This window comes from Paenibacillus sp. RUD330 (assembly GCF_002243345.2).
Classification (GTDB): Bacteria; Bacillota; Bacilli; order Paenibacillales; family Paenibacillaceae; genus Paenibacillus_O.
In genome coordinates this window covers 770,001-796,615 of record NZ_CP022655.2, presented here as the reverse complement: position 1 = coordinate 796,615, position 26,615 = coordinate 770,001, and the positions used below count along the sequence as shown (strand labels likewise).

Genomic DNA, 26,615 nt, shown 5'->3' with positions numbered 1-26,615 from the left:
CCGTCTGCGTTCCGAAATAAGGTTCATCGTCCCGCCCATTCAGACAGGATGTTTATAAGATGGAAAAGGGGATGCCGCAAGAGCATCCTCCCCCCCATTATAATTTTGGAGCTACTTGTTTGCATCTATAATTTTTTGCAGGTTCGCCTTGATGGAAGCCATCGTCTTATCGATGTCATTATTGCCGAGCATGTACGTGTCCGCTTCCGCAATATAAGCCTTCTCCAGATCGCCTGCGTAGGACACCGTGATCGGCGGGATCGGCAGCTTCGTCACGCTCAGGACGTTGATCAGCGATGCCTTGTCGATTTTGTCCGGCGACTGCGTCGCGCTCACGATCCGGTCGACCTCCTGGTCGATGTCGGCCTTCTTCCAAGCCGAGAACTGGTTGGTCAGCGCCATTCCTTCCGTCGACAGGTAGCGCAGGAACCGGTAGGATTCTTCCTTGTGCTTGGAATGGGAAGAGATGACGAGCGGATCGGCTCCGCCGAACGAGTAGACGTCGTCTCCGGCCGCGTTGGTCGGCCAAGGCGCGAATGCCGATACGAAGGTCGCCGGAATCTTGTCGGTGCCGCCGGCTTCGGCTACCATCCATGGTCCGGTCGGGAGCATGGCGGCTTTTTGCTGGAAGAACTGATTGCGGTAAGGGATCTTCTGCGTAATGACGTCCTGATAAGGCGTCGCTGACTTATCCGTCTTCTCCATCTCGTAGCGCAGCTCGAGCGACTGCTTCATCAGCGGGTTGTCGGCATTGAGCGTCTGGCCGTCGTCCTTCATGATGCCTTGATCCCTGGATGCGCTATAGAGCTTCAGCAGGAAATAATCCTTCCATTCATGGAAATGCGCGCCGTAGGTCTTGTTCGCGCCTTCGCCCTTGGTCAGCTTCTTGGCGTAGTCCCGGAATTCATCCCAGGTCCAGCTCTTCGGCACCTTGAGGTTCGCCGCGTCCAGCAGCTCCTTGTTCAGAAGGATCATCCACGGCCCGAACTTTCCCGGAAGGGAATAACGCTTGCCGTCCAGCTTCTGCTGCTCCGCCTTGTACTCGTCCTCATACTTGACGCCTTCCTTGGCCAGGTAGCCGTCCATCGGCTCGAGCATGCCGCTTGCGCCGCGCTGCGCGAAGGCTGGAGCCGAGTTGAGCGTGAAGACGTCGAAATCGTCGTCCGAAGCGTACATCAGATCGATCTTCTTGATCGTTTCGTTCGAATCGTTCTCGACGAGCGGAACATAGTCGACTTTGATATCGGGATTCGCTTGCTGGAAGGCGTCGATGGCGGGCTGATAGACGGATGCCTTCTCCCAGCCGAGGAACTTGATGGAGACGGGCTCCTTGGCGGCAGGAGCGCTGGAGCTCGGACTCGCGCCGCCAGTCTCCTTGGGCGAGGCTGCGCCGTTCGTGGATCCGTTGCCGCAGCCGGACAGCAGGCCTGTCGCCAGCAGCGCGGCCGCAGCGGCCGACAACCATTTCTTTTTCATTTTCCAACCTCCCGGTTCAGGTGCGTCTCTTTTTTGACAATCAAAACTTACCATAGTCCAGAGCGTGATCAGAGCTTCTATTTTGACTGATCCGGAATTATTTTTACCCTTTTACGCCGCCCGTCGCGATGCCTTCGATGACCTGCTTTTGCCCGATGACAAAGATGACGATGAGGGGCAGGATGGCCGAGACGGTCCCTGCCATGATTAGAGAATAGTAGACTCCGCTCTCCGAAGCGAATTTCTGGATGCCGAGCTGGATCGTCGAGAGGCGGTCGCTGCGCAGGAAGATGAGCGGATTGGCGTAGTCGTTCCAGGTCCAGATGAACCGCAGGATGCCGTATGTGGCCAGCGCGGGCTTCACCAGCGGCAGCGTGATCTGCAGGAAGATGCGGGCATGCCCGGCGCCGTCCAGCCTGGCCGCCTCCAGGTAATCCCTGTGGATGCCGAGAAAGAACTGGCGGAGCATGAAGGTGCCCAAGGCGCTGAAGGAGCCGATCAGGATGAGGCCAAGGTGGCTGTCGAACAGATGCAGCCATCGGAATAGGAGGAACTGCGGCACGATGATGGAATAGCTCGGCACCATGAACGTCATGAGCACGACGAGGAACATGACGTTCCTGCCCTTGAAGTCCACATGCGCGAATCCATAGGCGGCCATGCTCGACACCAGGACGGAAACGACCGTCGTAAGCGTGCTTACCTTGATTGTATTCCAATAATAGGTGCCGAAGGGATGCTCGCCGAACCACACCTCGCGGTAATTGGCGTAGATGTTCCAATGCTTCGGAATCCATTCGACCGGATAATTGAACACATCGATCTCGGGCTTGAACGAAGCCGAGATCATCCACAGGAACGGCGTGATGAAGGCGGCGCCTGCGAGCAGCATCACGATTGTGGCGGCCGTCCGGACGCCTCTTTGCTGTTTATCCATGCTTCACCCCGCTCAGTAGTTGACCCATTTCTTTTGCCCGTACAGCTGGAAAAGCGTAATCAGGAGGACAAATCCGAACAAGATCAGCGCCATGGAGGAGGCATAACCGGTCTTGAGATTTTCGAACGCCGTCGTATAGAGATAGTAGGTCACGACGGAGGTGGAGTAAGCCGGCTTCCCTTCGGTCAGGACCTTGATGATGTCGAACGCCTTGAAGGAGCTGATGAAGCCGGTGACGAGCAAAAAGAACGTCGTCGGAGACACCATCGGGAAGGTGATCCGGGTGAACCGAGTCCATGCGCCGGCGCCGTCGATGTCCGCCGATTCGTACAGATCCTTGGGGATGGATTGCAGAGCCGCCATATAGACGATCAGGCAGAAGCCGATTCCAACCCACACCATGATGATCATGACGGAAGGCAGCGCATAGTGGATATCCGCGAGCCAGGTGGGAGGGTTGCGCACGCCGAGAGAACGCAGAAATTGATTGATCGGGCCGTAGGAAGGCTGGAAGAGCAGCTGGAAGCAGATCGAGACGGCCACGATGCTGGAGATATACGGCATGAAGAAGACGATTTTGAAGAGGCCCTTCAAATAGACCAGCCTGTCGATGATGACCGCGAGGACCAGGGAAATGATCAGCTGGATAGGGACGACGAGCAGCAGGTAGAGGTTGTTCTTCAGCGATGTGAGGAAGACGTCGTCGTCGAACAGCCTGGAGAAGTTTTTGAAGCCGGTGAAGCTGAGCTTGTCGACGCCGGAAATAAAGCTCCAATCCGAAAAGCCGAGAATAAAGGTAAGAAGGGTCGGTAGGATCGTCAGAACCAGCAAACCCAGAAACATCGGTCCGATGAAGATGTAGCCCGAGAGCGTCTCCCTCCGCCGCGCGGCCGAACGGACGCGCGGCGTCCGCTTGGCCTTGGCCGTTTTTATGATCGTCTTGTCCATCGCTCGCACCCCGATCCCGTGATCTTGACTGCTTCCATCGTACCGAAGTTCGCCGATGACCATAAGATTGGATAATGACCGATTTGAAAATATTTTTACTTTTTAACGATGGGAATCATTGAGGCAGACTTGGCGTTCGGGCTTGCGGACACATCAAAACGGAGATGCGCAAGCGCACCTCCGTTCCCCGCAACATTTGTTTTTTTGATCTTCTTTACAGGAATAGATATGGCTTTTTAATGTAGTGAAGACGTTCAGCAGCAGGCGTTCCGGTTCCCTTCATGGCGGGAAAAGAATAGGTCTGCTCCGGATTTGCCGCGGTTTTTTAGTTTTGAAAATCGTCAACTTTTGAGTAGACTGCTTTTCTAATCCTATGAATATGCTTTTCAATTTTCAAAAACAAAGTATTAGACTAACTTTCCCTGGGCTCTTTTCGGATGTCTACAGTTTAACTAGCAAACCTCCATTTAAACCAATTAGTTCCCAGCATCTAAGAAATTAGGAAAGTATCTATAAATAGAATGATAGCGTTCAATATCCTTTTTAGGTATACCAATAGACTCTAAGTCAGTTAGATCACTTTGAGGAAATTGAGAGTTTAAATGCTTTAATTCTTTATATGTAAGCATAGGAATTTCAATTTTGAAGGGCTCTTCGTCTTCCTTTATAAAATTAAGATTTTGAAAACCACAAGAGGTAACCTTATCTGACTGCCCTTGATTGTAAAGAAGTCCTCCCACAGTTATCATTTTAGCACCATCAGAATAGTGAAAGTTATATAATTGCTTGTAACTCATTTTTTGAGTGCCAGGACGTGCCACATTTCTAGCTTGAAGGGCTTCTAGTATTTCATTGTTTATTATACGACGACAAACTTTTGCAAAGTCCCATCCTCTTAGATTTCGGTAAGTTACATCCGAAGGTAATTTATCCTCTCCAATTCGTTCCTTAAAACGCGAAAAAAATTTCGGGAAAGCCTGATCTAAATTTAATTCTCCTTCTTCATCTTGAAAGGATGGGGGGTCTGCTTTAACCGTCACGATTATTATGCTGCCAGAGCAAGATTTATTAGTTACTATTCGAATATCGTCGAGGATTTCTTTATTAAGATCGTAGTCATAATCCAACCAAGTTATCGTGCAAGTATCGTCCCAGTGAAATCGTGGTAATACATTAGACGACTCATCATAAAACATATTTATACAATTAAATGGTCTATTAAAATTTATTCTAATTTGTTCTTTTGGACTATTGGTATGTTCAATACTATTCATATCCGTTAAATTTAATTCTCTATGAAATAAACTGAAATCACTGAAGTATAGAGAACCAAATCCAATGTACCTATAAGACTCAATACTTTGAAACGTACTTAATTTCCTTAATGATTCATTTATCATTTTTCTTTCTATTGATTTAGCAGGCCTTAAATCGTAATTTATCTTGTTGTAGCTTGGCACTTAATCCTCACACTCCATCTTGAAGAAATAATCGAATGTTTTTTCTCCGATTTCGGTGTAGGTCTTTGCTTTCAGCTTTTTCTTTACAATTTCTAGTTCTTCTTTAGACTTTTCATACCTAATTTTTCCCATCTCAATTTTTATTATTTTGGATTCCGGTTTTGGTTGAGGGGCAATAAAAACTTGTTCAGTTTTAATTTTATCAACTTCAACAGTGACGGCTTTGTCCAATATAATTTCTAATTGGGTTGGGCTATCATCTTCTTTATTCTTCTTTTCACTTTCGAGTTTATTGAGAAAATCTATTATTGGCCTCATTAAATTTAACATTTCTTGTCTCGCAATAATAAAACTTTTTGATGTTACATCCAAACCAGTTTTAGTAGTGTTCCATGGCAACACTTTTGGGTCATCTGCATCAAATAAAATATATCCTCTAAATCTTGCAAATTGATTATGAAATCTTGGAATTCCGTCTTTCCATCCTGTAACTTCCGTTTTATCAGCCTCTAAAATAAGCCTTCCGTTACAATATACGTACCAGCCTGCCTTTTCTGGTTCTGATTTGCTTAAACCAGCGTAGATACTAACATTGAGAATTGATTCATCGATATTGAAAGTAGTACTCATATGTGCAGGTTGCAGATCCAAAGAACTAAGAAGACCTGTGGGTTCAAATGTCAACGGTATTCCATTTAACGTAATAACAAGACCGTTCTGCAAACTGATTTGATGGTCTGTTTGTAAAGTCATCTTAACTCTTTTTTCAAAATTCTCTAGAGCAAACTTTTCAGATACAGTTTCATGTAGCCGACTTACAATAATTGTCGTTCCGGTTTCCTCTCCCTCCCTTAAGGGAAAATTCTCTTTCATCTCTTTAAACTTAAAATCCCAATCTTCCTCGTCCTTAGCTAACCATTCATTAATATCTTCTTCAACCACAAAGTATGAATCTATAGTACGGGATTCGATTTTAAAATAATTTCCCATTTTAAATAATGCACGCTTCATTCCAACTCCAAAGTGACCAATAGTTCTTCCTTGTTTTTCTATAATACTTGGTCTTCCAAATCTAAAAGCATATTTTCGAGCAATATCTACGGGGATGCCACCGCAGTTGTCTTCAATCTTAAAATAACTTTTATTTAGTTCAATTCTAATATTCTTATCTATAAACTTACTTTCATTTGTTTCTTGAATTGCCCGAGCACCATCAACACTATTATCAACAAGCTCAGCAATTGCACTTTCAATTAAAATGTCTTTGGTTAGCATATATAAAAAGAACTCTTTAGTTGGCGAAGCTTTAATTCTCATCTCTTCATTTAGTTCATCCATTTTTTTCACCTCAAGAATGGTAGTAAATCTCATTGACTACGTTTTAAATAGATGTTCTTTTATACGATTCAAGATATGTTCCGCTACAATTGGGGAGACACTATTCCCAATCTGTCTAAAACTATGCCATTTGGTTTTATGAAACTGAAACCAATCAGGAAAACCTTGTAGTCTGGCCGCTTCTCTTGGAGTGATGACTCTATTCTGAGTAGGGTGTATGGGTCTTACTGCTTGATAAGAGCCTCTATCTTTATTAGTACCTGCTCTTAACGTAGGACAAAAGCCATCTTGTCTAAGCCTTGGAGCTCTAGAGACCTTATCAGTTTGTCCTTCCAATACCAACTCAAACCTCCGAATAACTTCTTCAGTATGCCTTGTTCCCACCATGCCAGATATTTCAGACTTAATGAGAAAACGTTCAATTGATGTTGGATCCCCTACTCCTTCAGGAATTAATTTTGAGATTTTAGTACTGTATGAATCCTGATGCTTCTCAGTATTAACCCAATTCTCTTCATTAAAATTAACTTCGTCCGTCAATCCAAAAAGCGCATCTCTTACGTAATTGTATTTTTCCAACTGAATTCCAAATTCAATTTTTGGTGCAGGCAATTTATAACTTTTTTTAATCCCAATAAAGAAAACCCGAGTTCGAGTTGTTGGTGCTCCAACATCTTTTGCGCTAATCATCACAGGTTGCAAAACTGTATACTTCTTTTTCAACAATGCAAACGCGTCTTCCCTAATTTTATCATATTTGGAATCAAGTATACCAAGGACATTTTCTGCAACAAAAAAGTCAGGTTGTAATTCGCTAACTATTCGGAAATAATGAATAAACAAGGAGTTGCGCGGGTCTTCAATATCTCTTCTCCCCATTGAACTAAACCCTTGGCATGGAGGACCACCAATTATTCCAATAGGCTCTCCACGATTTAATTTCAATTCGCGTCTTAAGTCGTCTCCGGTCAAGCTAGTTACATCACATTTTAAGTGAGTGCTCTTAGGAAAATTTAATTCGTGCGTTTCTATTGCGATTGGGTCTAACTCCACAGCACCGGCCATTGAAAACCCGGCCTTTGTCGCTCCAAGACTCATGCCTCCGACACCAGCAAATAAATCAATTACTTTCAAAGCTAATTCCACCTTATATTTTTCTTAATCGTACATTTAGTTGAATGATTTGTCGATCGCTAAATTATGAATAATGTGAGGTGCGCTGTAGTATGAGCGATCACGTTTCTAAAGAAAAAAGGTCGGAGATAATGCGTTCCGTTAAATCAACCCACACAAAACTTGAAGATCGCATAACCAAAGATCTATGGGCACAAGGATTACGTTTTAGAAAAAACACTAAAACGTTACTTGGAAAGCCAGATATATCGATTAAAACTAAAAAGAAAGTTGTTTTCATTGATTCCTGTTTTTGGCACGGTTGTCCACTTCATTTCAAATTACCAAAGTCTAATGTAGACTTTTGGAAGAACAAAATTAATAAAAATATCCAAAGAGATATAGCGTTTACCGATTTCTATAAGTCAAATGGGTGGAGTATATTGAGAATTTGGGAGCACGATATTAAAAGCGACTATCCGGCTACTCTAGAAAAAATCTACTTGTTCCTTCGTAACTAATTTCGACAAATCATATCGATTCCCTATCATAGTTAATAGTAAAATTATTTTCCCATCAGTCTATGGCCCACTCTTTGTTTGTATCACTTTGATAGTGCCCTACTCATTTAGCTATATTGATTGGGGATATCTGAACAACGGACATGTCCTTCTCAATCCATTTGAACACACAGAAAATCGTTTACCGGCGGCACTCTTAGGACTGACATTTTTATGCTTACTGAATAAAAGGACTTTAAAAACTCAATTATCTGAACGAATTGCTAAAGTCCTAAAGCATCATTAGCAGGAACGGTCTCCAAGGTTTGAAAATCAATAGGAAGAGTATCGCCTCCAACCATCCTATCTTGAGTGCTAACTCCCTGATTCCTTCGGATTTCTCGCCCTTTCCTGAAGATACAACCACTTAAGTTCCAGTGTTTGAAGTTCTGACATTAAGTTGACGAGTCTCCACCACAGGATAATTGATAAAATTCATAATCGTAGGTGGAGTTTCGAGAACGTCCTGGTTAATGTCCTCTTTGGCATTTCCACTTTGATCGTTGAGGACATTGTAGTAATTTTGAACTCTGTCTGTAATTTGAACTGTCTTATCCCCGGAATTCCATTCACGTTTTTTCTCAGAAAAATGCCGATAGAGAGAATTTCTTCTGACGATGCTGGGATCCACCAATAGCCAATATCTCTTTTACCAGAATATAATCAATTGAACTGAACTCCACGAACATGCAGTTCAAGTGGTCCGTTATCAGGTAGAGTGATTTCGCGCTTACGTTTGCCAAGACGAACACCTCCGAAATAAAAAAACGAGGCTACCCGAAGGAAGCCCCAATTAGATTCTGGATGTCGGCACATTAGACAGTACAAGAGGAGGTCAAAGCCGTCTCGCCTTCCTTACTCCACCGTCACGCTCTTCGCCAGATTCCGCGGCTTATCCACGTCGTTGCCGAGGGCTAGGGAAGCGTGGTAGCTCAGCAGCTGGAGAGGAACGACCGACAGCGCAGGCGTCAGCAGCGGAAGCGTGCGAGGAATCGAGAACACCTCGTCGACCGACTTCATCACTTCCTCCTCGTAGCCTGCATTGGCTACGCCGAGAACATGAGCGCCGCGAGCCTTGACTTCCTTGATGTTGCTCAGCGTCTTCTCGTACAGCTCTTCCTGCGTCACCAGAGCGATGACCGGAATGCCTTCCTCGATCAGCGCCAGCGTGCCATGCTTCAGCTCGCCAGCCGGGTAAGCCTCGGAGTGGATGTAGCTGATTTCCTTCAGCTTCAGCGATCCCTCTTGGGCGACGGCGAAGTCGAGGCCGCGTCCGATGAAGAACAGGTTGGCGTGCTTCGACACGGATTCGGCGACAGCCTTGAAGATGTCCGCCTGCTCCAGAATCTGCTCGACCTGCTCCGGCAGCTTCTGCATGGCGGCGATGATTTCCGCTGCCTGCTCCGCTTCGACAGTGCCGCGCTCTTGCCCCAAGTACAGGCCAAGCAGGTAGAAGGCGATCAGCTGCGAGGAATACGCTTTGGTCGAAGCGACCGCGATCTCCGGACCCGCCCAGGTCGTGATGACATCATCCGCATCGCGGGCGATCGAGCTGCCGACTACGTTCGTGATCGTAAGCACGCGCGCGCCGTTGCGCTTCGCTTCGCGAAGAGCGGCCAGCGTATCGGCCGTCTCGCCGGACTGGCTGACGACGATAACAAGCGTATCAGGTGTGATTATCGGCGAACGGTAGCGGTACTCGGAAGCGACATCGGTCTCGACCGGAATGCGAGCCAGGCTCTCGATGACGGTTTTGCCGACGAGACCGGCGTGGTAAGCCGTTCCGCAAGCGACGATATGCACGCGGGAGATGCCGCGGATCTGCTCCGTCGTCATGCTGATCTCCTTCTTGAGATCGACCGACTTGCCGTCTTCGCTGATGCGGCTCATCATCGTGTCGCGGTAAGCCTTCGGCTGCTCATGGATTTCCTTGAGCATGAAGTGGTCGAAACCGGCTTTTTCCGCGGTGACGAGATCCCAATCGACATGGAATATTTCCTTGGAAATAATGTCGCCCGAAGTCGTCATCAGTTCGACACCGGAGCGCGTCAGAACCGCCATTTCGCCATCGTTCAGAATGTACACGTTGCGCGTATATTCCAGAATGGCTGGAATATCGGAGCCGATGAAGTTCTCGTTCTCGCCGATGCCGATGACGAGCGGGCTCGCGAAACGCACTGCGACGAGCTTCTCCGGCTCATACTCGGTCAGAACGCCGAGGGCGTAAGCGCCTCTCATTCGTTTCACGGCACGCTGCACCGCTGCGACGATGTCTCCGTCGTACTCGTCTGCGATCAGATGGGAGATGACCTCGGTGTCGGTTTCCGACACGAAGGTATGACCTTTCGCGCCGAGCTCTTCCTTGAGGTCCATATAGTTTTCGACAATGCCGTTGTGCACGACCGAAAACTTCGACGAGTTGTCGGTATGCGGATGGGAGTTCACATCGGATGGCTTGCCGTGCGTCGCCCAGCGCGTATGTCCGATGCCGACGGAGCCTTGAATCGGCTCGCTGACGAGCTTTTCCTCCAGGTTCGCCAGGCGTCCCTTGGATTTGCGGATTTCCAGACCATTGTCTGTAAATACGGCGATGCCTGCGGAGTCGTACCCGCGGTATTCCAATTTCTTGAGTCCTTCGATCAGAACTTCCTTCGAGTCACGATTGCCGATATAACCAACGATTCCACACATAGTGAAATAAACCTCCGTATGCGGCGCCGGCCGCCCGGTTGGATGCCATAAGGACGCAGGCTTCCCCTGCGCCGATTCCGTTTTTGTCGAATCAGTGGTGGTGAGGCAGTCCCATAGGACGCCGATGACCTTAAGCAGCAGAGAACAGAACCCTGGATGTCGCCATCCTTGGCCTAGTATCCGCAGCAGCCCGATCCCTCATGCGCTTGGCGCATGTTATTGACGGGCATCGCAAACCTTCAGGGCGGCAGACCCGTCCTGTAGTAGTGTTGCTTCCAAAAAATCTATAAGGTCCAAAAGCAAGACGGCTACGCTGCCGTCAATGCCCTCTACGTTCCGTTCCTGCATGGTGCCGTTCGTTTGTAAGACCGGTTGCCCGCGTCCTTTTGCGATAACGGCTGTCGATGTCATGCCCACCGGAAGGTCCCCGCCGAATGTTTCGAACACCTTCACCTCGTCAGCTTGCTTCGGGATGCCTCAGGAATCCAAAGGTCGCCGCTCCTCGCGAAGCCGCCCGGTCCTGCCGCTCTCTGCCTGGATCTTCTATCCGGCGTCGACGGCTGTGGACCGTGCCCGAATCAATCGGGCTATCCTATGCTCCCGCTCCGTGGCCGGGAGTCCTGCCGAAAACCGGCATCCTTTCTTGCAAGCTCTGGCGCTTATATTGCCTGATCCAACCTCGATCCTCGCTTTCCTTCCGGAATCAAAATCAAAACCAATACCCTATATCATATTCAATGCGAGCTTGGAATGCAACTGAATGTCGGCCATGCTTAGTCAGCGTAAGACATTAACCCGGGAAGCGCCCGGGTTAACCGTCATCTGCTTTTTTTTGAAAAGGCGTCCGTTCTTAGCCGAGCTCGGCTTTTACAACGGTCACGATCTGGTCGACATAGGCCGCTACCTGATCCTTGTCCGGGCCTTCCGCCATGACGCGGATCAGAGACTCCGTCCCGGATGGGCGCACGAGCACGCGCCCGTTGTCGCCCATCTCGCCCTCCACCTGCGCTACGGCAGCCAGAATCGCCTGATTGTCGTTGTACAGCGATTTGTCGGCCACCCGCACATTGATGAGCACCTGCGGGTATTTGCGCATCAGGCTGCGCAGTCCGCTCAGCTTGCCGCCCGACTTCACCAGCGCATCTGTCAGCTGCAGAGCGGTCAGGATGCCGTCTCCGGTCGTATTGTAGTCCAGGAAAATGACATGGCCGGACTGCTCGCCGCCCAGATTGAAGCCGCCGCGGCGCATCTCTTCCATGACGTAGCGATCGCCTACCGCCGTCTTGGCTGTATTCAGGCCGAGGGCTTCCGCCGCCTTGAAAAAGCCGATGTTGCTCATGACTGTCGTCACGACCGTGTCGTTCATGAGCTTGCCTTCGCGCTTCATGGCATCTCCCAGGATGCAGAGGATGAAGTCGCCGTCGACTTCCTCGCCGTTCTCGTCGATGGCGATCAAGCGGTCGGCGTCGCCGTCGAAGCTTAGGCCGAGAGCCGCTCCGTGGCGAAGCACTTCCTCGCGCAGGTATTCCGGATGGGTGGAGCCTACGCCTTCGTTGATGTTGCGGCCGTCCGGCTCCGCTCCTACTGTAATGATCTCCGCCCCCAGCTCGCGGAACACTGCCGGTGCGAGTTCATAAGCCGCTCCGTTGGCGCAGTCGAGAACGATTTTGAGCCCCTCGAAGCGGGAAGATACGGTCGTCTTGAGGAAGTCGATGTACAGACGCTTCGCATTCTCTTCGTAGCTCGCCGTGCCGATATCTCCACCTGTAGGACGCGGCAGCTCGTCGGTCTCGGCGTCCATCAGGCGCTCGATCTCGTTTTCGGTCTCGTCCGACAGCTTGAAGCCGTCGCCGCCGAAAAATTTGATTCCGTTGTCCTGCACCGGGTTGTGCGAAGCCGAGATCATGACGCCGGCATCGGCCTTCAGCATCCGGGTGAGGTATGCGACAGCCGGGGTCGACACGACTCCGAGGCGTACGACGCTTGCGCCGATCGAAAGAAGGCCGGCGATGAGCGCCGACTCCAGCATCGGGCCGGAAATTCGGGTGTCGAGGCCGATGACGACGGTCGGCTTGTGTGCTCCGGCTGTCAGTACGTAGCCGCCGCAGCGGCCGATTTTATATGCAAGCTCCGGCGTGAGTTCGCTGTTCGCTACTCCGCGAACGCCGTCGGTTCCGAAATATTTGCCCATAGTGAGTGAAAAGCCCCTTTTCTGTAAGCTTCCTTTTAGCAAGCTTTATGATAGAAATGATCAAGGAGAAGAATGGTATTCATTATAAAGGGTTTATCCCATTAAAACTATCGCAACCTTATGCCATGGAAAATGGCTCCGGAATTCATCATACGCAGACCGAGCCCAGTTGGGTTCCGAATTGCATGACTGGAAAAATAGGGAGCATCCAGCGAGGCTTGGATGAAGGGCTGCTTCCCCTGCTTTGCCGCCGGCAATGTGCCGGCAATGATTCTTGCAAGCAGGGTATGTAGTCATGTTGCATATCTGTCATGTACATCCGGCTGTTGCCAGTCCAATTGCTCTGCCACAGCTTCGTGAGTCGATGCCAGTCATCTTAGTTTCGTGCTTGATGCACATCATCTTGTAATGTAGTTGGCGCAAGCCATCTTCGCAACTGCGGTTGATGCCAGTCGTTTTAGTAACGTAGTTGATTAACATCATCTTAGGAACGCAATATTGCAAGCCATCTTCATGACGACGAAGTTGGTGAAGTCATCTTATTCACGCAGTCCGTGCACAACATTCGTTAGTCATGCGCTCCATGGCTATGCCCCGTTTATAGGTTGCTGCTGAGCGTCCGCTGCTTCGCCGCTGCTCCGGTCACGGAGCATTGTTCCCTCCGTCGGCGGCATTGCCGTCAGCAGAGCCATCTCCTGCCGGATCGTTCCCCGCGCCGCCATCATTGCCGGGCGAAGGGCTGGGCGAAGGAGACGGACTGCTCTCGGGCAAGCCCGAGGCAGGCTCGCTGGCAACAAGCTTGACGGTCACGAGCGGCGGCTCGCCGACAGCTTGGACACCGTTCGGCAGCGTCAACGCGAGGCGCACCTCATGGGCGCCTTCCGAGAGATTCGCCAGGCTGGCGGCAGCGCGGATATCCGCGGCGGTCAGACGGCCCAGCACCTCCGGAGTCCCGCTTACCTGGATGTCTACGGTTCCGTCCCGAGGCGCCTCAAGCGTTGCATCCAGTCCCCTCGGCGTATTCTCGAAGGCGACAGGCACCTGGAGCGTCTTTGTCCCCGAAGAAGACAACGTAACCGTCACGGTGACTTTGGACGGCTCGACCGCCTTCAGTCCTTCGGGCGGCAGCAGTTCCAGCTCGACATCGCCGGAGCTGCGGATCTGACTGAGATCCACATCGGCAGCCAGCTGGTTGACCTCGTCGAGAAGCCCTCTCGGGCCGTACAGCTTGACCGTGCTCGACTTGGACTGGATTCCACCCAGCGTCAGGCCGCCGGGCAGACTGCCTTTATAACCGATCTGCAGAGGCACTTCCTTGCTTGGCATCGTCAGCGGCACCTCTACATCCAGAGTGCCGGGGTTCAGCGCCGCTCCTTTGATTTCATTGCCCGATTTGTCGAACACGGAGATTTTGGCCTTCTTCTCATGCACGGGCGCGTCTTCTCCATCGACATTGACGAAAACCTTGACGGAGCCGACGCGGGCAAGATCCTGAGCCGGCAGTGTGACCTCCACCGTGCTTCCCGGCTTGATGACAGGCGTTCCCAGCTCGTACCCTTCCGCCGGCTTGCCTTGCGTGACGACGCCAGCCTCGAACGTCCCCTTCTCCAGGCGGTCGATGACGACCTCCACCTGGCTCGGCGACAGCGTCACGAGCTCGATTCCCCTCGGCAGCTTGCCTACTGTCAGCGGTATCGTATATGTGCCCGGTCCCTTACCTTCCAGATTGACGCTGATGGAGTAATCGTCATTCGTCGTAAAGGCGAGCGCGGACCGGCTGCCCTTGACCATCATCTTGGCTACGCTCGGCTCCAGCAGCTTGAGCGAATACGCCGTTTCATCCAGACCGGTCGTCTGGATTTTCACGACATCGACGCTTTGGGTCTCGGTCGTGGAGGCGACTGTGTTGGGCGTCGATTCCGGATCGAAATGCACCACGGCCCAAAGCAGGATGCCGATGACGACCGACAGGATTTTGATGGCCGTCGGATGGCTGAGCCATTTATCCATTGGCATCGCCTTCTTTCTTTTTGCGCAGGCTGAATCTGGACCTCTGCTTCGCTTTCACGGAGCTTTGCAGCGTCAGCTCCTCGAACAGCTTGGAGATGAGAGACTCCTCCTTGATGTCCCGCACGATGATGCCGCCAACGGCAAGAGTAACCTGTCCCGTCTCTTCGGAGACGACGACGGATACCGCGTCGGTCACTTCGCTGACTCCGATCGCGGCGCGGTGGCGGGTTCCGAGCTCCTTGCTGATGAAGGGGTTCTCGGAAAGAGGCAGATAACAGGCGGCCGCCGTGATTTGCGGTCCCCGGATGATGACCGCTCCGTCATGGAGCGGCGTGTTGGGAGTGAAGATATTGATGAGCAGCTCCGAGCTGATGCGCGACTCCATCTTGATGCCGGATTCGATCAGCTCCGTAAGGCCGGTCATGCGCTCGAATACGATGAGCGCTCCGATCCGGCGCTTGGACATGAACTGAATCGCCTTGATCAGCTCGGTGATCCGCTCGTTGAGCTGATCCCGATCGGCCGACGAGGTGCGCGCGAACAGCTTGCCCCTTCCGAGCTGCTCCAGCGCCCGGCGCAGCTCCGGCTGGAAGATGACTAGCACCGTGACGACCCCGAAGGTGAACATTTGGTTCATGAGCCACTTCAAGGTGTACAGATCCAGCCAGGTGCTGATGGCCCAGGTCGCCACAAGCATGAAGATCCCTTTGATCAGCTGTACGGCCCGGGTGCCCCGTACCAGCAGAATTAGCTTGTATATGATATAACTGACGATGCCGATGTCGATCACGTTGCGGATCCAGCCCTGCCAAGTCATTTCCGTGAAAAATCCCATGTTTGATACCCCCGCCCGCTGCCTGCCGGATGTCTTTTTTTCTGTTGTCCGCAGGCTGACCCTGAGTGTTGTGCTAACCCTATTCTTTTCTAGTTAGCTTACCACAAATCCTTGTCAAGCAAAAAAAAAGCTCCCTTGCGCAGGGAGCGTGGCCTGTAGCCTTCACGGAGTGCTTCCGAAAGTCTGGGTCACCTTGTACCAAAGCCGGTCCAGCAGCTGGTCGATCTTGCGTGTCTGACCGGCGATGTGAGCCGTGGAGGCCGTCAGCAGAGAGCCGTCCACAACCGTGACGCTGCCCTGCACGTCTCCCCGCACGTCGGCGATGCCGTTCTCGACCGTCAAGCTGCCCTTCAGATGGGCGCCTTCGGGAACGATGACCGTATGGCCGTCGATGACGACCTGTCTCAGATCGTCGCCGCGCACGATTAGCTCGGAACCGTTGTTGACGGCGGGCGCGAAGCTGGCCAGCATGACCAGCACGAATACGGCCGCTGCCGTCAAGGCAGGATGTCTGCGAATCCATCCCGTCCAATCTCTATGACGAGCCGGAGGGGGAATTTGTTTTAAAATTCTTTCGGTGAGCGCCGCCGAAGCCGCAGGCTCAAGCATCGGCTCCCTCGGTTCCGTCATGGCGGAGGAGAGCAGCGCCTCGGTCTTCTCGAGCTGCTCGAAGCGTGCCCGGCATCCCGGACAGGAAAGCAGATGCTCCTTCAGAACGACGGCGTCCTCGCGGGGCAGCTCGCCGTCTATATAGTCATGCATCCAAACGATGGCGACATTGCATTTCATGGCAGCCAGTCCTTTCTTCAGGGAACGGGTCGTTTCCCGATGACTTTTGAAAAACGCGCTGATCGGCGCTCTACTTCATAGCTTACGTTGCGAGATCGGGTTGTGTTTCGTTTTTTTGAGCCTGTTATGAGGAGCCCTGCGGCTTATAATTTGTGCTCAAGCTTCTTGCGGAGGAATTCCCTTCCCCTATGGACGCGCGTCTTGATCGTCGTGACCGGCATGTCGAGCACATCGCTGATTTCCTGCAGCGACAAATCCTCCAGATAACGCAGCACCATGACGGATTTGTACTTTGGGGGCAGCGTCTCGATCGCCGCGCGGATGATCCGTTGGGTCTCCGACAGCAGCACCTCGTCCTCGGGGGATGCATCCTCGCTGGCGAACATGGAATAGCCGTCCAGCCCGTCATGCTCCGGCACCTCCGCGTCCAGCGAGAAGCCCGGCTTGCGGCGGCGCAGCCGGTCGATGGCCAGATTGGTCGTGATCCGGTAGATCCAGGTCGAGAACTTCATCGACTCGTCATACCGCTCCATATTGCGGAACACCCTCAGGAACGTCTCCTGAACGGCATCCTCCGCTTCCTGGCGGTTGTACAGCATCCGGTAAGCCAAATGGTATAACTTGTCCTGATACATGCCAACCAAATCCGCGAACGCTCGCTGGTCTCCCTTGAGCGCGAGCCGGATCAGGTTGGCTTCGATGGATTTCACTGCATTCATTCCTCCAGACTTGCCGGACTTTCCTTGGCGGGAACCTTCTGAGCCAGCGCGATGCCGGCCAGAATCGCCGCGATGCCTCCCAGCTGGAGAGCGCTGAGCGTCTCTCCTCCGATCAGCCAGGCCGCCGCTGCCGCTACGGGCAGCTCCATGGCCCCAAGCAGCGCGGCGAGGCTGCTCCCAATGCGCGGAATCCCGATCGTGAACAGCAGAGTGGGGATGACTTGCCCGAGCAGCGCAAGCACGGCCGCCCACAAGATGAGGCGGGGTTCTGCCTCTCCCGCCCATGCGCCTCTGCCGAACAGCGCCAGGACCAGTATAAATCCGAATGTGACCATAATAGCTGAAGCCGCGGCGGGATCGAGATCGCTCCGGAAACGTCCGGTTCCCGCCAAATACAGGCTGTAGGTGAACGCTGCGCCCAGTCCGCACAACAGCGGCAAGGCTGCGGCGTGCGGCCCTGATACTCCGCCGATTCCAAGCGCGAGCACCGTGCCGGCAACAATGACCGCCACGCATCCAAGCCTTCCCCAGCCCGGAAGACGACGGTTCCAGATACTGTCTAGCGCAATCGTAATCCAGGTGAACTGAAAAAGCAAGACGATGGCAAAGGAGGCCTTGAGCCCTTGCAGGGCTTGATTGTACAGCACCGTCGTCATCGCCAGTCCCGCCGTGCCGATGAGCGCAAGCCCAGCCCATTGTCCCAGCGAAAGGCGAGGGCTCAAGGAAGCGCTGCTGCGCTTCCTTGCCGCTCCGGCCGCGATCCACAGCATCGCAGACCCGGCAGCCAGCTGATGGACGACGACCTGGCTGAACGTATACCCGAATCCATACACATGCTTGATGAGCGGCGACATCACTCCGTAGCTGGATGCCCCGAGCAGCACGAACAGCACAGCTGTCCAGTAGCTCCCTCTTGCCCGTCTTCCCATAGCCTCAAGACGCTCCTTTCAGATCGGGCAAGGCAGCAAGAAGGCCGCAGCGCTCATAACTTGAGCAGTGCGGCCGCTTGCTGATTCGCCTTCAGATGAACTAGTCACCCTGGTATGGATGCCATGCTTCCGGTTCAGCCTATCAGCCTGTATTGCGGAGGCCTGAGGCGATTCCGTTGATCGTGAGCAGCACTTCGCGCAGCAGGTGGGCGTTGTCGCCCTCTTCCCGGCGCAGCTCCGTCAGCAGCTCGACTTGCAGGTAGCTGAGCGGATCGACGTAAGGATTGCGCAAGCGGATCGATTCCTGAATGACCGGAACGTTGTCCAGCAAGTCCTTTTGTCCCGTGATGTCGAGGATGAACTTCAGCGTCAGAGCGTATTCCTCCTCCACGAGACGGAAGATCCGGTCACGGACCTGTTCGTTCTGAATCATGCCGGCATATTCTCTCGCGATGATCAGATCCGCTTTGGCCATGGCCATTTGCAGGTTGTCGACGAGCGAGCGGAAGAACGGGAAGTCCTTGTACATCTCCTGAAGGGTCTGGAGCCGCTTCTCGTCCGCTCCGGCATAACTCCGGAACGCGGTTCCCGCGGCATACCAGGCCGGAAGCAGGTAGCGGCTCTGCGTCCAGGCGAACACCCAGGGAATCGCGCGCAGATCCTCGAAGCGATCGCTGTTCTTGCGCTTGGACGGACGCGACCCGATGTTGAGCTCGCCCACTTCGGACAGCGGAGTCGTTCCCTTGAAGAACTCCATGAAGTCCGGATCCCGGAAGATGAGATCCTGGTACTTCCGCTGCGCCGTCTCGGAGATCTCCTTGGCGATCTCATCCCACTCCGGATTTTCAGGAGCCATCTGCTCCGGATGCATCGCGAGCCGCGCCGCGGTCAGCAGCGCCCAAGTCGCCTGCTCCAGGCTGCGGTACGCGATCCCTTGCATGGAATAGCGCGACGAGAGCACCTCGCCCTGCTCCGTGATCTTGATTCCGCCTCCGATCGTATGCGGAGGCTGAGCGAGAATGCTGCGGCCGAGCGGCATGCCGCCCCGGCCCAGCGCGCCGCCCCGGCCGTGGAAGAACTTGAGCTTGACGCCGTATTGCGAGCCTGTCTCCGTAATGTCGTTGAGGGCCATGCGCAGCTCCCAGTTCGCCGTTACGACACCGCCGTCCTTGTTGCTGTCGGAGTAGCCCAGCATGATCTCATGCTGGTTGCCTCTCGCCTCGACGGCTTTGCGGTACAGCGGGAGCTCGAACAGCCTTTTCATGATGTCCGGCGCGGCATGCAGGTCGTCGATCGTCTCGAAGAGCGGCACCGACTGGAGCGTGCATCGCACCGAACCGTCCGCTTCCTTGCGGAAGAGGCCCACTTCCTTGGCGAATACCATGACCTCGAGCATATCGCTGGCGCCTCGGGTCATGCTGATCAGATAGCTGGAGATGCAATCTGTCCCAAACTCCTGCTGGGCGCGGTAGACGGTCTGATAGACGTCGAGGCATTCGCGGGTTCCTTCGGAATATTCCAGATGGCCCGACGTAAGCGGACGAGGATCGTCCAGCAGCTTGGCGAGCAGCCCGATCTTCTCTTCTTCGCCCAGCGCCGCGTAGTCCTCGACGATATGCATCTTCGCAAGAACCTCCGCCATGGCGTTCTCATGCTCCTGGCTGTGCTGGCGGATGTCCAGAGCAGCCATATGGAAGCCGAACAGCTCCACCTGGCGGATCAGCTTGCGGACATGCGTATCGGCCGTATAATCCGCATAATGCGAACGCAGGCTGCGGTCGATGAGCAGCAGGTCCTCCTTGAATTCATCCGGATTGCCGTAGCGCTTGGAAGAGCCGCGAAGGGAATCGTCCCCCGTATTGACGAGCTTCTCAAGCATGTAGCTGAGCTTGATCTTGTACGGCTCCTTTGTGTTGCGCCATCTGTCGGCGCCGCGCAGCTCGACGCTCTGCTGATCCTTCGCGATGGAATCCATCAGCTCCGCCGGCACATCCACGATGTTCGTGCTGAAGCTGAGGATCTCCATCCATTGCTTCAGGACGGTCTCATACTTGCGGAGCGCGAGCTGCTTGTGCAGCGTCAGCGTCTCCCAGGTCACCTTGGCCTTGACGGAAGGATTGCCGTCCCGGTCGCCGCCGATCCACGAGCCGAACTTCAGGTAAGTCGGCACATGCCAATGCTCTTCCGGATAATATTTGTGCAGGCAGCGCTCCAGCTCCTCGTAGACGTTGGGAAGAACCTCGAACAGCGTTTCGTCGAAATAGTAAAGGCCGTTGCGCACCTCGTCGATGACCGTCGGCTTGCGGTCGCGCAGCTCATCGGTCTGCCACAGGATGAGCACTTCATTGAGCAGCCCTTCGCGCAGCTTCTCCCGCTCCCGGTAGGTCAGGTTCGGATTGTCCAGCTCCATCATGCCGACAGCGATCCGCTTGTGGATGTCCTGCACGACGCGGCGGGTAGCCTCCGTCGGATGCGCCGTCATGACGAGCTCGAGGGAGATGTCGTTCAGCATGGATTTCACGTCGTCGATCGAGATGTGGCGCTCCTGCAGCCCTTGGACGGCCGCTTCGATCGAGCCCGGCTGCACCGCTTCTCCGGCTGAGCGCTCATAGTCCCTCTTGCGCCGGATCCGATGGTTCTGTTCCGCGATATTGACCAGCTGGAAATAGATCGCGAACGCGCGGACAACCTGATGGCGGATATCAGGGTCCAGCGTCGTAATCGTCTGCTTGAACTCATCGTACAGCTCCGTGACGAATTCGGCGCGCAGCGCCTTGCTCATCTCGCGGATTCTCTCCACGACTTCCAGCAGCTCCTTGCCGCCCTGGTGAACGAGTACATCCCCTAGAATATTTCCCAAGAAACGGACGTCGCGGCGCAGCAGGTTATTGGATTGCGGGCGATTCGCCGCTTGGGCGGTTACAGCCTGTTCCGACATTCTGTTCCTCCTCCAGGTTCCTTGCCCAAGGCGGGCGGAACCGCATCGTTAGCGTAGAGTGCATGAAATGGCTGATTTTGCAAACACGGCAAGCGCGGCTGCTCTCCTGCCAGCCCCGCTCCGGTTACCGGTACGCTGAATAACAAGGCGTCGTATCGAGGCGTACGGCAGGTTCATGCCATTACCTCAAACCCTTGCTGCTCAAACGTCATGTACGGCCGGACCTCTGGTCCATCTTACCCGCTAACCGGTGCCTAAAAATCGCTTTAATCATCATACTACAAAACCTTTTGGGATAGAAGACTGTCGAAGCCAGTATTTTTTGGTGAGTCACAGCGGTGAAGCAGCGGCATCCATCTCCGGAATGCAAGAAAAAAGCCTTGAGTGACTCAAGGCTTTTCGGCTTTGTTCCATATCGGCCGGCTGTCGTACCGGATCAGCTCGCTGACGGTAACGAACCGGTATCCCTGCTTTTTCAGGCTGGGGAGAATCTGTTTCAGCGCCTCGATTGTCTGCATGCTGTGCTCCACCCGGTCATGGAAAAGGATGATGTCTCCGCTCCGCACGTTCCGCATGACTTTATTCACGATGGCGCTTGTGCCCGGCCGAGCCCAATCGCGCGTATCCTGATGCCATGACCAGAGAATCGTCATCATCCCTTCTTTTTTCATCGCTTGCAGCATCCGTTCGTTGTAGATGCCTCCCGGCGGACGGAACAGCACCGGCTTGATGCCCGTAATGGCGGTCAGCACCGCCTGGCTGCGCTCCACCTCGCGGATCAGCTTGTCCACTTGAGGCGGCTGTCTCATCAGATGGGTATAGGTGTGATTGGCCACTTCATGGCCTTCCTCCGCTTCCCTTCTTACGACATCCGGATACTTCTCCGCATTTTTGCCGATGACGAAAAATGTAGCCTTCGCTTCGTATTCCTTCAGTACGTCGAGGATGAGTGCGGTCTTTACCGGGTCAGGTCCGTCGTCGAAAGTCATCGCGATTACTTTTTGATCCGATTTCACTTCCCATAACGCCTGGCCCGTCGACTCGAAATAGTCTCTGCCCTTCTCCCCCTGAGGCGCCGCGTACCCGGTACCGATAATCGCTGCTATGCCGAGCAGCATCCAGCGCGGCTTTTTCGCCGCACCGACAAATCTCTTCGTAGGCATCTTGCAACCCCCTTGCATGGGCTAGGCAACCCGATTCTCATTCCGATTCAGGTTTCCCAAGGGGGGCGCAATCCATCCCAAAAACAACAATCAAAACAAAAAATCCCTGCCCAAGGGCAAGGATCTGAAAGGTTATGTAAGATATGGAGCGGGTGATGGGAATCGAACCCACGCTATCAGCTTGGAAGGCTGAAGTTCTACCATTGAACTACACCCGCAAACTAAATGGTCGGGATGACACGATTTGAACATGCGACCCCCTGGTCCCAAACCAGGTGCTCTACCAAGCTGAGCTACATCCCGATATTTAAATGGCGTGCCCGGAGAGATTCGAACTCCCGACCTTTTGATTCGTAGTCAAATGCTCTATCCAGCTGAGCTACGGGCACACACTATGGAGCGGAAGACGGGAATCGAACCCGCGACCCTCGCCTTGGCAAGGCGATGCTCTACCGCTGAGCCACTTCCGCTTGTTGTCATCGCTTTTGTTCAGCGCGACAAGTAATAATATATCAGCTTGCCCAAAGGAATGCAAGTGTTTTTTTGAAATTGTTTTTCTCTCTTTTAAACCTTCTGCATCTCCCGGATTTCCTGGATCATTTTGTCGCGTTCGGAAGCTTTGAGCCTTGGACAAGTATAGCAATACTTCGCGAAATCCGTCATGTAAGCCAGGCAGCATGAGGCCCGCATCATGCTCTTCTCTCCGGGCTTGTACGGATTGTCCACGTATCTCATCGGAATTGCCAGCGGATTGCGGTCCAAGCCTACCTTCTCGCCAGGCATTTCAGTCAGCGCATAACGGAAGTCCGATTCCAAGAACATGAATTCATTGTCTGCGGGCGAGTCTGCAAGAAGTGTCGCCTTGGTATAGTTCAGGTTCGTCGCCATGAGCCGCCACAGATCGTTCTGGCGAACGCCGGACACATCCGCGAAGGTTCGGAAAATCGGTGCGATCAGCCCACCGTACAAACGGTCCATGACCGTCTGCGGGTCGATAGCCGAGCCGTCCCTTTCCACCGCGACAAGCGCGTCGGAGGAAGGCATGAAGCTGATGGAAGCGTACGCTCCCGGCTTGGCAAGCACGACGGTCCAATCCTGCGGATCCACCGACAGGCAGCCGCTGCGGCTGGCCAGAAGCCAGTGCACCGCGCTTGTGAGGCTTCTCGCCCAGGAACAGAAGTATGTAGCCGAAGGCTCAATCGATGGGGACGGAAGCAGGCCGGCATACAGCTCCAGGAACCGGGAGGCTGTATCTGGCCGCGCCAGCTCCTCTGCGGTAGCGGTCATATGAATTCCATCGGGAAGCTCCCAAAGCAGTCCATGCTTGTCTGAGAGCTTCTGCTTGATATCTGCGTTCATGGCTCATCCCTCGATTCCTAAACTCCGTTGCCTAGGCGTCCTAACGGCTCGAAACAGCCGCCTGCAACACAGGCTGCGGCTCCAATGCCGCTGCAGCTACCGATTCCATGCGTTCTTCTTTTGGCGCCAAAGCATATGGGAGGCACAGAGGCACCCCTGTACGGGGATCCGATACGATATCCGCCTCGATGCCGAATACATCCCTCATCACGGCAGGAGTCATGACTTCAGATGGCGCGCCCTCGGCCAGAACTCGGCCTGATTTGATCGCGATCATATGATGGGCGAAACGCGAGGCATGGTTCAAGTCATGGACGACCATGACGATCGTCCGCTTCGCCTTCCCGTTCAGCTCTTCAAGAAGCTGCAGAACGTCGAGCTGATGAGCCATGTCAAGGAATGTCGTCGGCTCGTCGAGGAAGAGAATGTCCGTCTCCTGCGCCAGCGCCATGGCAATCCATCCCCGCTGCCGCTGTCCGCCCGACAGCTGGTCCACAGGACGATCCGCGAACTCCGTCATGCTCGTCGCCTGAAGCGCCCAGTCCACGATCTCGCGGTCTTCCTTGCGCATGGAGGCAAATCCCTTCTGATAAGGGAAACGGCCGTAGGAGACAAGCTCCTGCACCGTCAGGCCGTCGGGAGCCGTCGGGTTCTGAGGCAGGATCGCCAATTCCTTGGCGACTTCCTTGGTGGCCTGCTTATGGATGGACTTCCCGTCCAGCAGCACCTGTCCGTTTTGAGGAGACATCAGGCGAGCCATCGTCTTCAGAATCGTCGACTTGCCGGAGCCGTTAGACCCTACCAGAGCCGTAATTTTCCCCTGAGGAATGCTCAGGTTGAGGTCACGGACAATCTGTCTCTTTTCATAGGCTATATCCAGCTGGCTGGTCGTCAATCGAACCATGGCTGCAAGCTCCTCTCTGCTTGTGCGGATCGCTGCGACCCGATTATTTGATAACGATTATCATTATACAATGTATGATAACGGTTCTCAATTGAATTGTCAAAGATTTATCGTTTCATCCGCACGCGACAATTCGGCCTAATAGACGGAAAAACAAAAAAAACCTTGATTTCTCAAGGTTTTGTCGATGCGCGTAGAGGGACTTGAACCCCCACGCCGAAGGCGCCAGATCCTAAGTCTGGTGCGTCTGCCAATTCCGCCATACGCGCAAATAAAAAAAAGTGAGCCATGAAGGACTCGAACCTTCGACACCCTGATTAAAAGTCAGGTGCTCTACCAACTGAGCTAATGGCTCGCAAATGGCTGGGGATTCAGGGATCGAACCTGAGAATGACGGAGTCAAAGTCCGTTGCCTTACCGCTTGGCTAATCCCCAACAGGCATATGGTGGAAGCTGAGGGGATCGAACCCCCGACCCTCTGCTTGTAAGGCAGATGCTCTCCCAGCTGAGCTAAGCTTCCTCAATAATTTGCCCAATGAACCATTTACTATGTAAAAACAAAAAAAATGGTGACCCGTAGGGGATTCGAACCCCTGTTACCTCCGTGAAAGGGAGGTGTCTTAACCCCTTGACCAACGGGCCACGCTTGTGGAGCTCTCAACCGGGATCGAACCGGTGACCTCATCCTTACCATGGATGCACTCTACCTACTGAGCTATGAGAGCAAATGGCTCCCCGAACAGGACTCGAACCTGTGACAACTCGATTAACAGTCGAGTGCTCTACCAACTGAGCTATCAGGGAATATGCGTTTGCATTCAAAGCTTGCGCCTTGAAAACTGGATCGAACCAATAGGATGGATGCTGAGTCCATTTGCTTTTTCTTACATGGCCAGTGAATCGTATTCGGATTCATTCTCGCCATGTCTCGCCCACGTTCATCGTCTTGCGACGATCTCCCGTGATGCTTGATCCATAGGATAAGCCCTCGACCGATTAGTATTCGTCAGCTGCACGCATTGCTGCGCTTCCACCCCGAACCTATCAACCTGGTCGTCTACCAGGGGTCTTACATACTGGGAAATCTCATCTTGAGGGGGGCTTCGCGCTTAGATGCTTTCAGCGCTTATCCCGTCCGTACGTAGCTACCCAGCGGTGCTCCTGGCGGAACAACTGGTACACCAGCGGTACGTCCATCCCGGTCCTCTCGTACTAAGGACAGCTCCTCTCAAATTTCCTGCGCCCACGACAGATAGGGACCGAACTGTCTCACGACGTTCTGAACCCAGCTCGCGTACCGCTTTAATGGGCGAACAGCCCAACCTTGGGACCTACTTCAGCCCCAGGATGCGATGAGCCGACATCGAGGTGCCAAACCTCCCCGTCGATGTGGACTCTTGGGGGAGATAAGCCTGTTATCCCCAGGGTAGCTTTTATCCGTTGAGCGATGGCCCTTCCATTCGGTACCACCGGATCACTAAGCCCGACTTTCGTCCCTGCTCGACTTGTAGGTCTCGCAGTCAAGCTCCCTTATGCCTTTGCACGCTGCGAATGATTTCCAACCATTCTGAGGGAACCTTTGGGCGCCTCCGTTACATTTTAGGAGGCGACCGCCCCAGTCAAACTGCCCGCCTGACACGGTCCCTGTACCGGTTTCACGGTACCAGGTTAGAACTCCGATACGATCAGGGTGGTATCCCAACGGTGCCTCCACCGAAGCTGGCGCTCCGGCTTCTAAGGCTCCCACCTATCCTGTACAGATCGTACCAAAGTCCAATATCAAGCTGCAGTAAAGCTCCATGGGGTCTTTCCGTCTTGTCGCGGGTAACCTGCATCTTCACAGGTATTAAAATTTCACCGGATCTCTCGTTGAGACAGCGCCCAAGTCGTTACGCCATTCGTGCGGGTCAGAATTTACCTGACAAGGAATTTCGCTACCTTAGGACCGTTATAGTTACGGCCGCCGTTTACTGGGGCTTCGGTTCACAGCTTCGGGTTGCCCCTAACCGCTCCCCTTAACCTTCCAGCACCGGGCAGGCGTCAGCCCGTATACTTCGCCTTACGGCTTCGCACAGACCTGTGTTTTTGCTAAACAGTCGCTTGGGCCTTTTCACTGCGGCCCCCTCGGGCTATTCACCCTACCGAGGCACCCCTTCTCCCGAAGTTACGGGGTCATGTTGCCGAGTTCCTTAACGAGAGTTACTCCGCGCGCCTTAGCATGCTCTGCTCGCCTACCTGTGTCGGTTTGCGGTACG

18 protein-coding genes, 11 tRNA genes and 1 rRNA gene (1 of these 30 only partly in view) are annotated in these 26,615 nt (G+C 53.3%); 1 reads left to right on the top strand and 29 read right to left on the bottom strand.

Annotated elements, in window-relative coordinates; translation table 11 throughout:
- Positions 1 to 111: 111 nt before the first annotated feature.
- The 6 genes from CIC07_RS03690 to CIC07_RS03665 form a co-directional block, all read right to left on the bottom strand.
- Positions 112 to 1,476 carry an ABC transporter substrate-binding protein gene (locus CIC07_RS03690; RefSeq protein WP_076358587.1) on the bottom strand — a complete coding sequence of 455 codons (1,365 nt, stop codon included), beginning with the start codon at positions 1,474 to 1,476 and terminating at the stop codon, positions 112 to 114.
- Positions 1,477 to 1,579: 103 nt separating this feature from the next.
- Positions 1,580 to 2,413 (bottom strand): carbohydrate ABC transporter permease, encoded by an 834-nt coding sequence (locus CIC07_RS03685; protein WP_076358586.1) that lies wholly within the window; start codon positions 2,411 to 2,413, stop codon positions 1,580 to 1,582.
- Positions 2,414 to 2,425: 12 nt separating this feature from the next.
- Positions 2,426 to 3,361 carry a carbohydrate ABC transporter permease gene (locus tag CIC07_RS03680; protein ID WP_076358585.1) on the bottom strand — a complete coding sequence of 312 codons (936 nt, stop codon included), beginning with the start codon at positions 3,359 to 3,361 and terminating at the stop codon, positions 2,426 to 2,428.
- A gap of 476 nt (positions 3,362 to 3,837) precedes the next feature.
- On the bottom strand, positions 3,838 to 4,821 hold the full coding sequence (locus tag CIC07_RS03675; protein ID WP_076358584.1) for an O-methyltransferase: 984 nt from the start codon (positions 4,819 to 4,821) through the stop codon (positions 3,838 to 3,840).
- Positions 4,822 to 6,159: an ATP-binding protein gene (locus CIC07_RS03670; RefSeq protein ID WP_076358844.1), complete on the bottom strand. Its 1,338-nt coding sequence runs from the start codon at positions 6,157 to 6,159 to the stop codon at positions 4,822 to 4,824.
- Between the two features lie 36 nt (positions 6,160 to 6,195).
- Positions 6,196 to 7,293 (bottom strand): DNA cytosine methyltransferase, encoded by a 1,098-nt coding sequence (locus CIC07_RS03665; RefSeq protein ID WP_083688500.1) that lies wholly within the window; start codon positions 7,291 to 7,293, stop codon positions 6,196 to 6,198.
- Positions 7,294 to 7,385: 92 nt separating this feature from the next.
- On the opposite strand from CIC07_RS03665, the gene CIC07_RS03660 reads away from it, so the two are divergent.
- Positions 7,386 to 7,793, top strand: a complete 408-nt coding sequence (locus tag CIC07_RS03660) for a very short patch repair endonuclease (RefSeq protein WP_076358582.1) — start codon at positions 7,386 to 7,388, stop codon at positions 7,791 to 7,793.
- Between the two features lie 894 nt (positions 7,794 to 8,687).
- On the opposite strand, the gene glmS is transcribed toward CIC07_RS03660, so the two are convergent.
- The 23 genes from glmS to CIC07_RS03545 all read right to left on the bottom strand — a co-directional run.
- The gene (gene glmS, locus CIC07_RS03655) at positions 8,688 to 10,523 is read right to left on the bottom strand and encodes a glutamine--fructose-6-phosphate transaminase (isomerizing) (RefSeq protein WP_076358581.1); all 1,836 of its coding nucleotides are present in this window, start codon (positions 10,521 to 10,523) and stop codon (positions 8,688 to 8,690) included.
- A gap of 850 nt (positions 10,524 to 11,373) precedes the next feature.
- Positions 11,374 to 12,714 (bottom strand): phosphoglucosamine mutase, encoded by a 1,341-nt coding sequence (gene glmM / locus CIC07_RS03650; protein ID WP_076358579.1) that lies wholly within the window; start codon positions 12,712 to 12,714, stop codon positions 11,374 to 11,376.
- A gap of 642 nt (positions 12,715 to 13,356) precedes the next feature.
- Complete coding sequence (locus CIC07_RS03645) at positions 13,357 to 14,724, bottom strand: CdaR family protein (protein WP_076358578.1); 1,368 nt, start codon at positions 14,722 to 14,724, stop codon at positions 13,357 to 13,359.
- Entirely contained in the window at positions 14,717 to 15,559 is an 843-nt protein-coding gene (gene cdaA, locus CIC07_RS03640; RefSeq protein ID WP_076358577.1) for a diadenylate cyclase CdaA, read from the bottom strand. The genes CIC07_RS03645 and cdaA overlap by 8 nt, the downstream gene beginning before the upstream one ends.
- A gap of 162 nt (positions 15,560 to 15,721) precedes the next feature.
- Positions 15,722 to 16,348: a zf-HC2 domain-containing protein gene (locus CIC07_RS03635; protein ID WP_076358576.1), complete on the bottom strand. Its 627-nt coding sequence runs from the start codon at positions 16,346 to 16,348 to the stop codon at positions 15,722 to 15,724.
- A gap of 143 nt (positions 16,349 to 16,491) precedes the next feature.
- Positions 16,492 to 17,067 (bottom strand): RNA polymerase sigma factor SigW, encoded by a 576-nt coding sequence (sigW, locus tag CIC07_RS03630; protein WP_076358575.1) that lies wholly within the window; start codon positions 17,065 to 17,067, stop codon positions 16,492 to 16,494.
- Positions 17,064 to 17,996, bottom strand: a complete 933-nt coding sequence (locus CIC07_RS03625) for an EamA family transporter (RefSeq protein ID WP_076358574.1) — start codon at positions 17,994 to 17,996, stop codon at positions 17,064 to 17,066. The genes sigW and CIC07_RS03625 overlap by 4 nt, the downstream gene beginning before the upstream one ends.
- 142 nt (positions 17,997 to 18,138) lie before the next feature.
- Positions 18,139 to 20,934: a phosphoenolpyruvate carboxylase gene (ppc, locus tag CIC07_RS03620; protein WP_076358573.1), complete on the bottom strand. Its 2,796-nt coding sequence runs from the start codon at positions 20,932 to 20,934 to the stop codon at positions 18,139 to 18,141.
- A gap of 389 nt (positions 20,935 to 21,323) precedes the next feature.
- The gene (locus CIC07_RS03615; RefSeq protein ID WP_083688496.1) at positions 21,324 to 22,097 is read right to left on the bottom strand and encodes a polysaccharide deacetylase family protein; all 774 of its coding nucleotides are present in this window, start codon (positions 22,095 to 22,097) and stop codon (positions 21,324 to 21,326) included.
- A gap of 144 nt (positions 22,098 to 22,241) precedes the next feature.
- Positions 22,242 to 22,315, bottom strand: a tRNA-Gly gene (locus tag CIC07_RS03610).
- A gap of 8 nt (positions 22,316 to 22,323) precedes the next feature.
- Positions 22,324 to 22,400: transfer RNA gene (locus CIC07_RS03605), tRNA-Pro, on the bottom strand.
- A 9-nt stretch (positions 22,401 to 22,409) separates the two neighbouring features.
- Positions 22,410 to 22,486, bottom strand: a tRNA-Arg gene (locus CIC07_RS03600).
- A 6-nt stretch (positions 22,487 to 22,492) separates the two neighbouring features.
- Positions 22,493 to 22,567: transfer RNA gene (locus tag CIC07_RS03595), tRNA-Gly, on the bottom strand.
- A 94-nt stretch (positions 22,568 to 22,661) separates the two neighbouring features.
- Positions 22,662 to 23,456, bottom strand: coding sequence for a (2Fe-2S)-binding protein (locus CIC07_RS03590; protein ID WP_076358572.1), 795 nt, complete (start codon positions 23,454 to 23,456; stop codon positions 22,662 to 22,664).
- A 40-nt stretch (positions 23,457 to 23,496) separates the two neighbouring features.
- A complete protein-coding gene (locus CIC07_RS03585; protein WP_076358571.1) occupies positions 23,497 to 24,360 on the bottom strand; it encodes an ABC transporter ATP-binding protein in 864 nt (287 codons plus the stop codon).
- Between the two features lie 188 nt (positions 24,361 to 24,548).
- Positions 24,549 to 24,629 (bottom strand) — tRNA-Leu (locus tag CIC07_RS03580).
- Between the two features lie 13 nt (positions 24,630 to 24,642).
- A tRNA-Lys gene (locus CIC07_RS03575) sits at positions 24,643 to 24,715 on the bottom strand.
- A gap of 5 nt (positions 24,716 to 24,720) precedes the next feature.
- Positions 24,721 to 24,795 (bottom strand) — tRNA-Gln (locus CIC07_RS03570).
- Positions 24,796 to 24,804: 9 nt separating this feature from the next.
- Positions 24,805 to 24,880: transfer RNA gene (locus CIC07_RS03565), tRNA-Val, on the bottom strand.
- 47 nt (positions 24,881 to 24,927) lie between these two features.
- Positions 24,928 to 25,002: transfer RNA gene (locus CIC07_RS03560), tRNA-Glu, on the bottom strand.
- 7 nt (positions 25,003 to 25,009) lie between these two features.
- Positions 25,010 to 25,085 (bottom strand) — tRNA-Thr (locus CIC07_RS03555).
- 3 nt (positions 25,086 to 25,088) lie between these two features.
- A tRNA-Asn gene (locus tag CIC07_RS03550) sits at positions 25,089 to 25,164 on the bottom strand.
- Between the two features lie 172 nt (positions 25,165 to 25,336).
- Positions 25,337 to 26,615: ribosomal RNA gene (locus CIC07_RS03545) — 23S ribosomal RNA — on the bottom strand; it runs 1,649 nt beyond the window's last position.

What these genes read in the sequence shown, in the direction of transcription:
- CIC07_RS03690 (WP_076358587.1), bottom strand. Translation starts at nt 1,476, where the DNA reads ATGAAAAAGAAATGGTTGTCGGCCGCTGCGGCCGCGCTGCTGGCGACA.
- CIC07_RS03685 (WP_076358586.1), bottom strand. Translation starts at nt 2,413, where the DNA reads ATGGATAAACAGCAAAGAGGCGTCCGGACGGCCGCCACAATCGTGATG.
- CIC07_RS03680 (WP_076358585.1), bottom strand. Translation starts at nt 3,361, where the DNA reads ATGGACAAGACGATCATAAAAACGGCCAAGGCCAAGCGGACGCCGCGC.
- CIC07_RS03670 (WP_076358844.1), bottom strand. Translation starts at nt 6,159, where the DNA reads ATGGATGAACTAAATGAAGAGATGAGAATTAAAGCTTCGCCAACTAAA.
- CIC07_RS03660 (WP_076358582.1), top strand. Translation starts at nt 7,386, where the DNA reads ATGAGCGATCACGTTTCTAAAGAAAAAAGGTCGGAGATAATGCGTTCC.
- glmS (WP_076358581.1), bottom strand. Translation starts at nt 10,523, where the DNA reads ATGTGTGGAATCGTTGGTTATATCGGCAATCGTGACTCGAAGGAAGTT.
- glmM (WP_076358579.1), bottom strand. Translation starts at nt 12,714, where the DNA reads ATGGGCAAATATTTCGGAACCGACGGCGTTCGCGGAGTAGCGAACAGC.
- CIC07_RS03645 (WP_076358578.1), bottom strand. Translation starts at nt 14,724, where the DNA reads ATGGATAAATGGCTCAGCCATCCGACGGCCATCAAAATCCTGTCGGTC.
- cdaA (WP_076358577.1), bottom strand. Translation starts at nt 15,559, where the DNA reads ATGGGATTTTTCACGGAAATGACTTGGCAGGGCTGGATCCGCAACGTG.
- CIC07_RS03635 (WP_076358576.1), bottom strand. Translation starts at nt 16,348, where the DNA reads ATGAAATGCAATGTCGCCATCGTTTGGATGCATGACTATATAGACGGC.
- sigW (WP_076358575.1), bottom strand. Translation starts at nt 17,067, where the DNA reads ATGAATGCAGTGAAATCCATCGAAGCCAACCTGATCCGGCTCGCGCTC.
- CIC07_RS03625 (WP_076358574.1), bottom strand. Translation starts at nt 17,996, where the DNA reads ATGGGAAGACGGGCAAGAGGGAGCTACTGGACAGCTGTGCTGTTCGTG.
- ppc (WP_076358573.1), bottom strand. Translation starts at nt 20,934, where the DNA reads ATGTCGGAACAGGCTGTAACCGCCCAAGCGGCGAATCGCCCGCAATCC.
- CIC07_RS03615 (WP_083688496.1), bottom strand. Translation starts at nt 22,097, where the DNA reads ATGCCTACGAAGAGATTTGTCGGTGCGGCGAAAAAGCCGCGCTGGATG.
- CIC07_RS03590 (WP_076358572.1), bottom strand. Translation starts at nt 23,456, where the DNA reads ATGAACGCAGATATCAAGCAGAAGCTCTCAGACAAGCATGGACTGCTT.
- CIC07_RS03585 (WP_076358571.1), bottom strand. Translation starts at nt 24,360, where the DNA reads ATGGTTCGATTGACGACCAGCCAGCTGGATATAGCCTATGAAAAGAGA.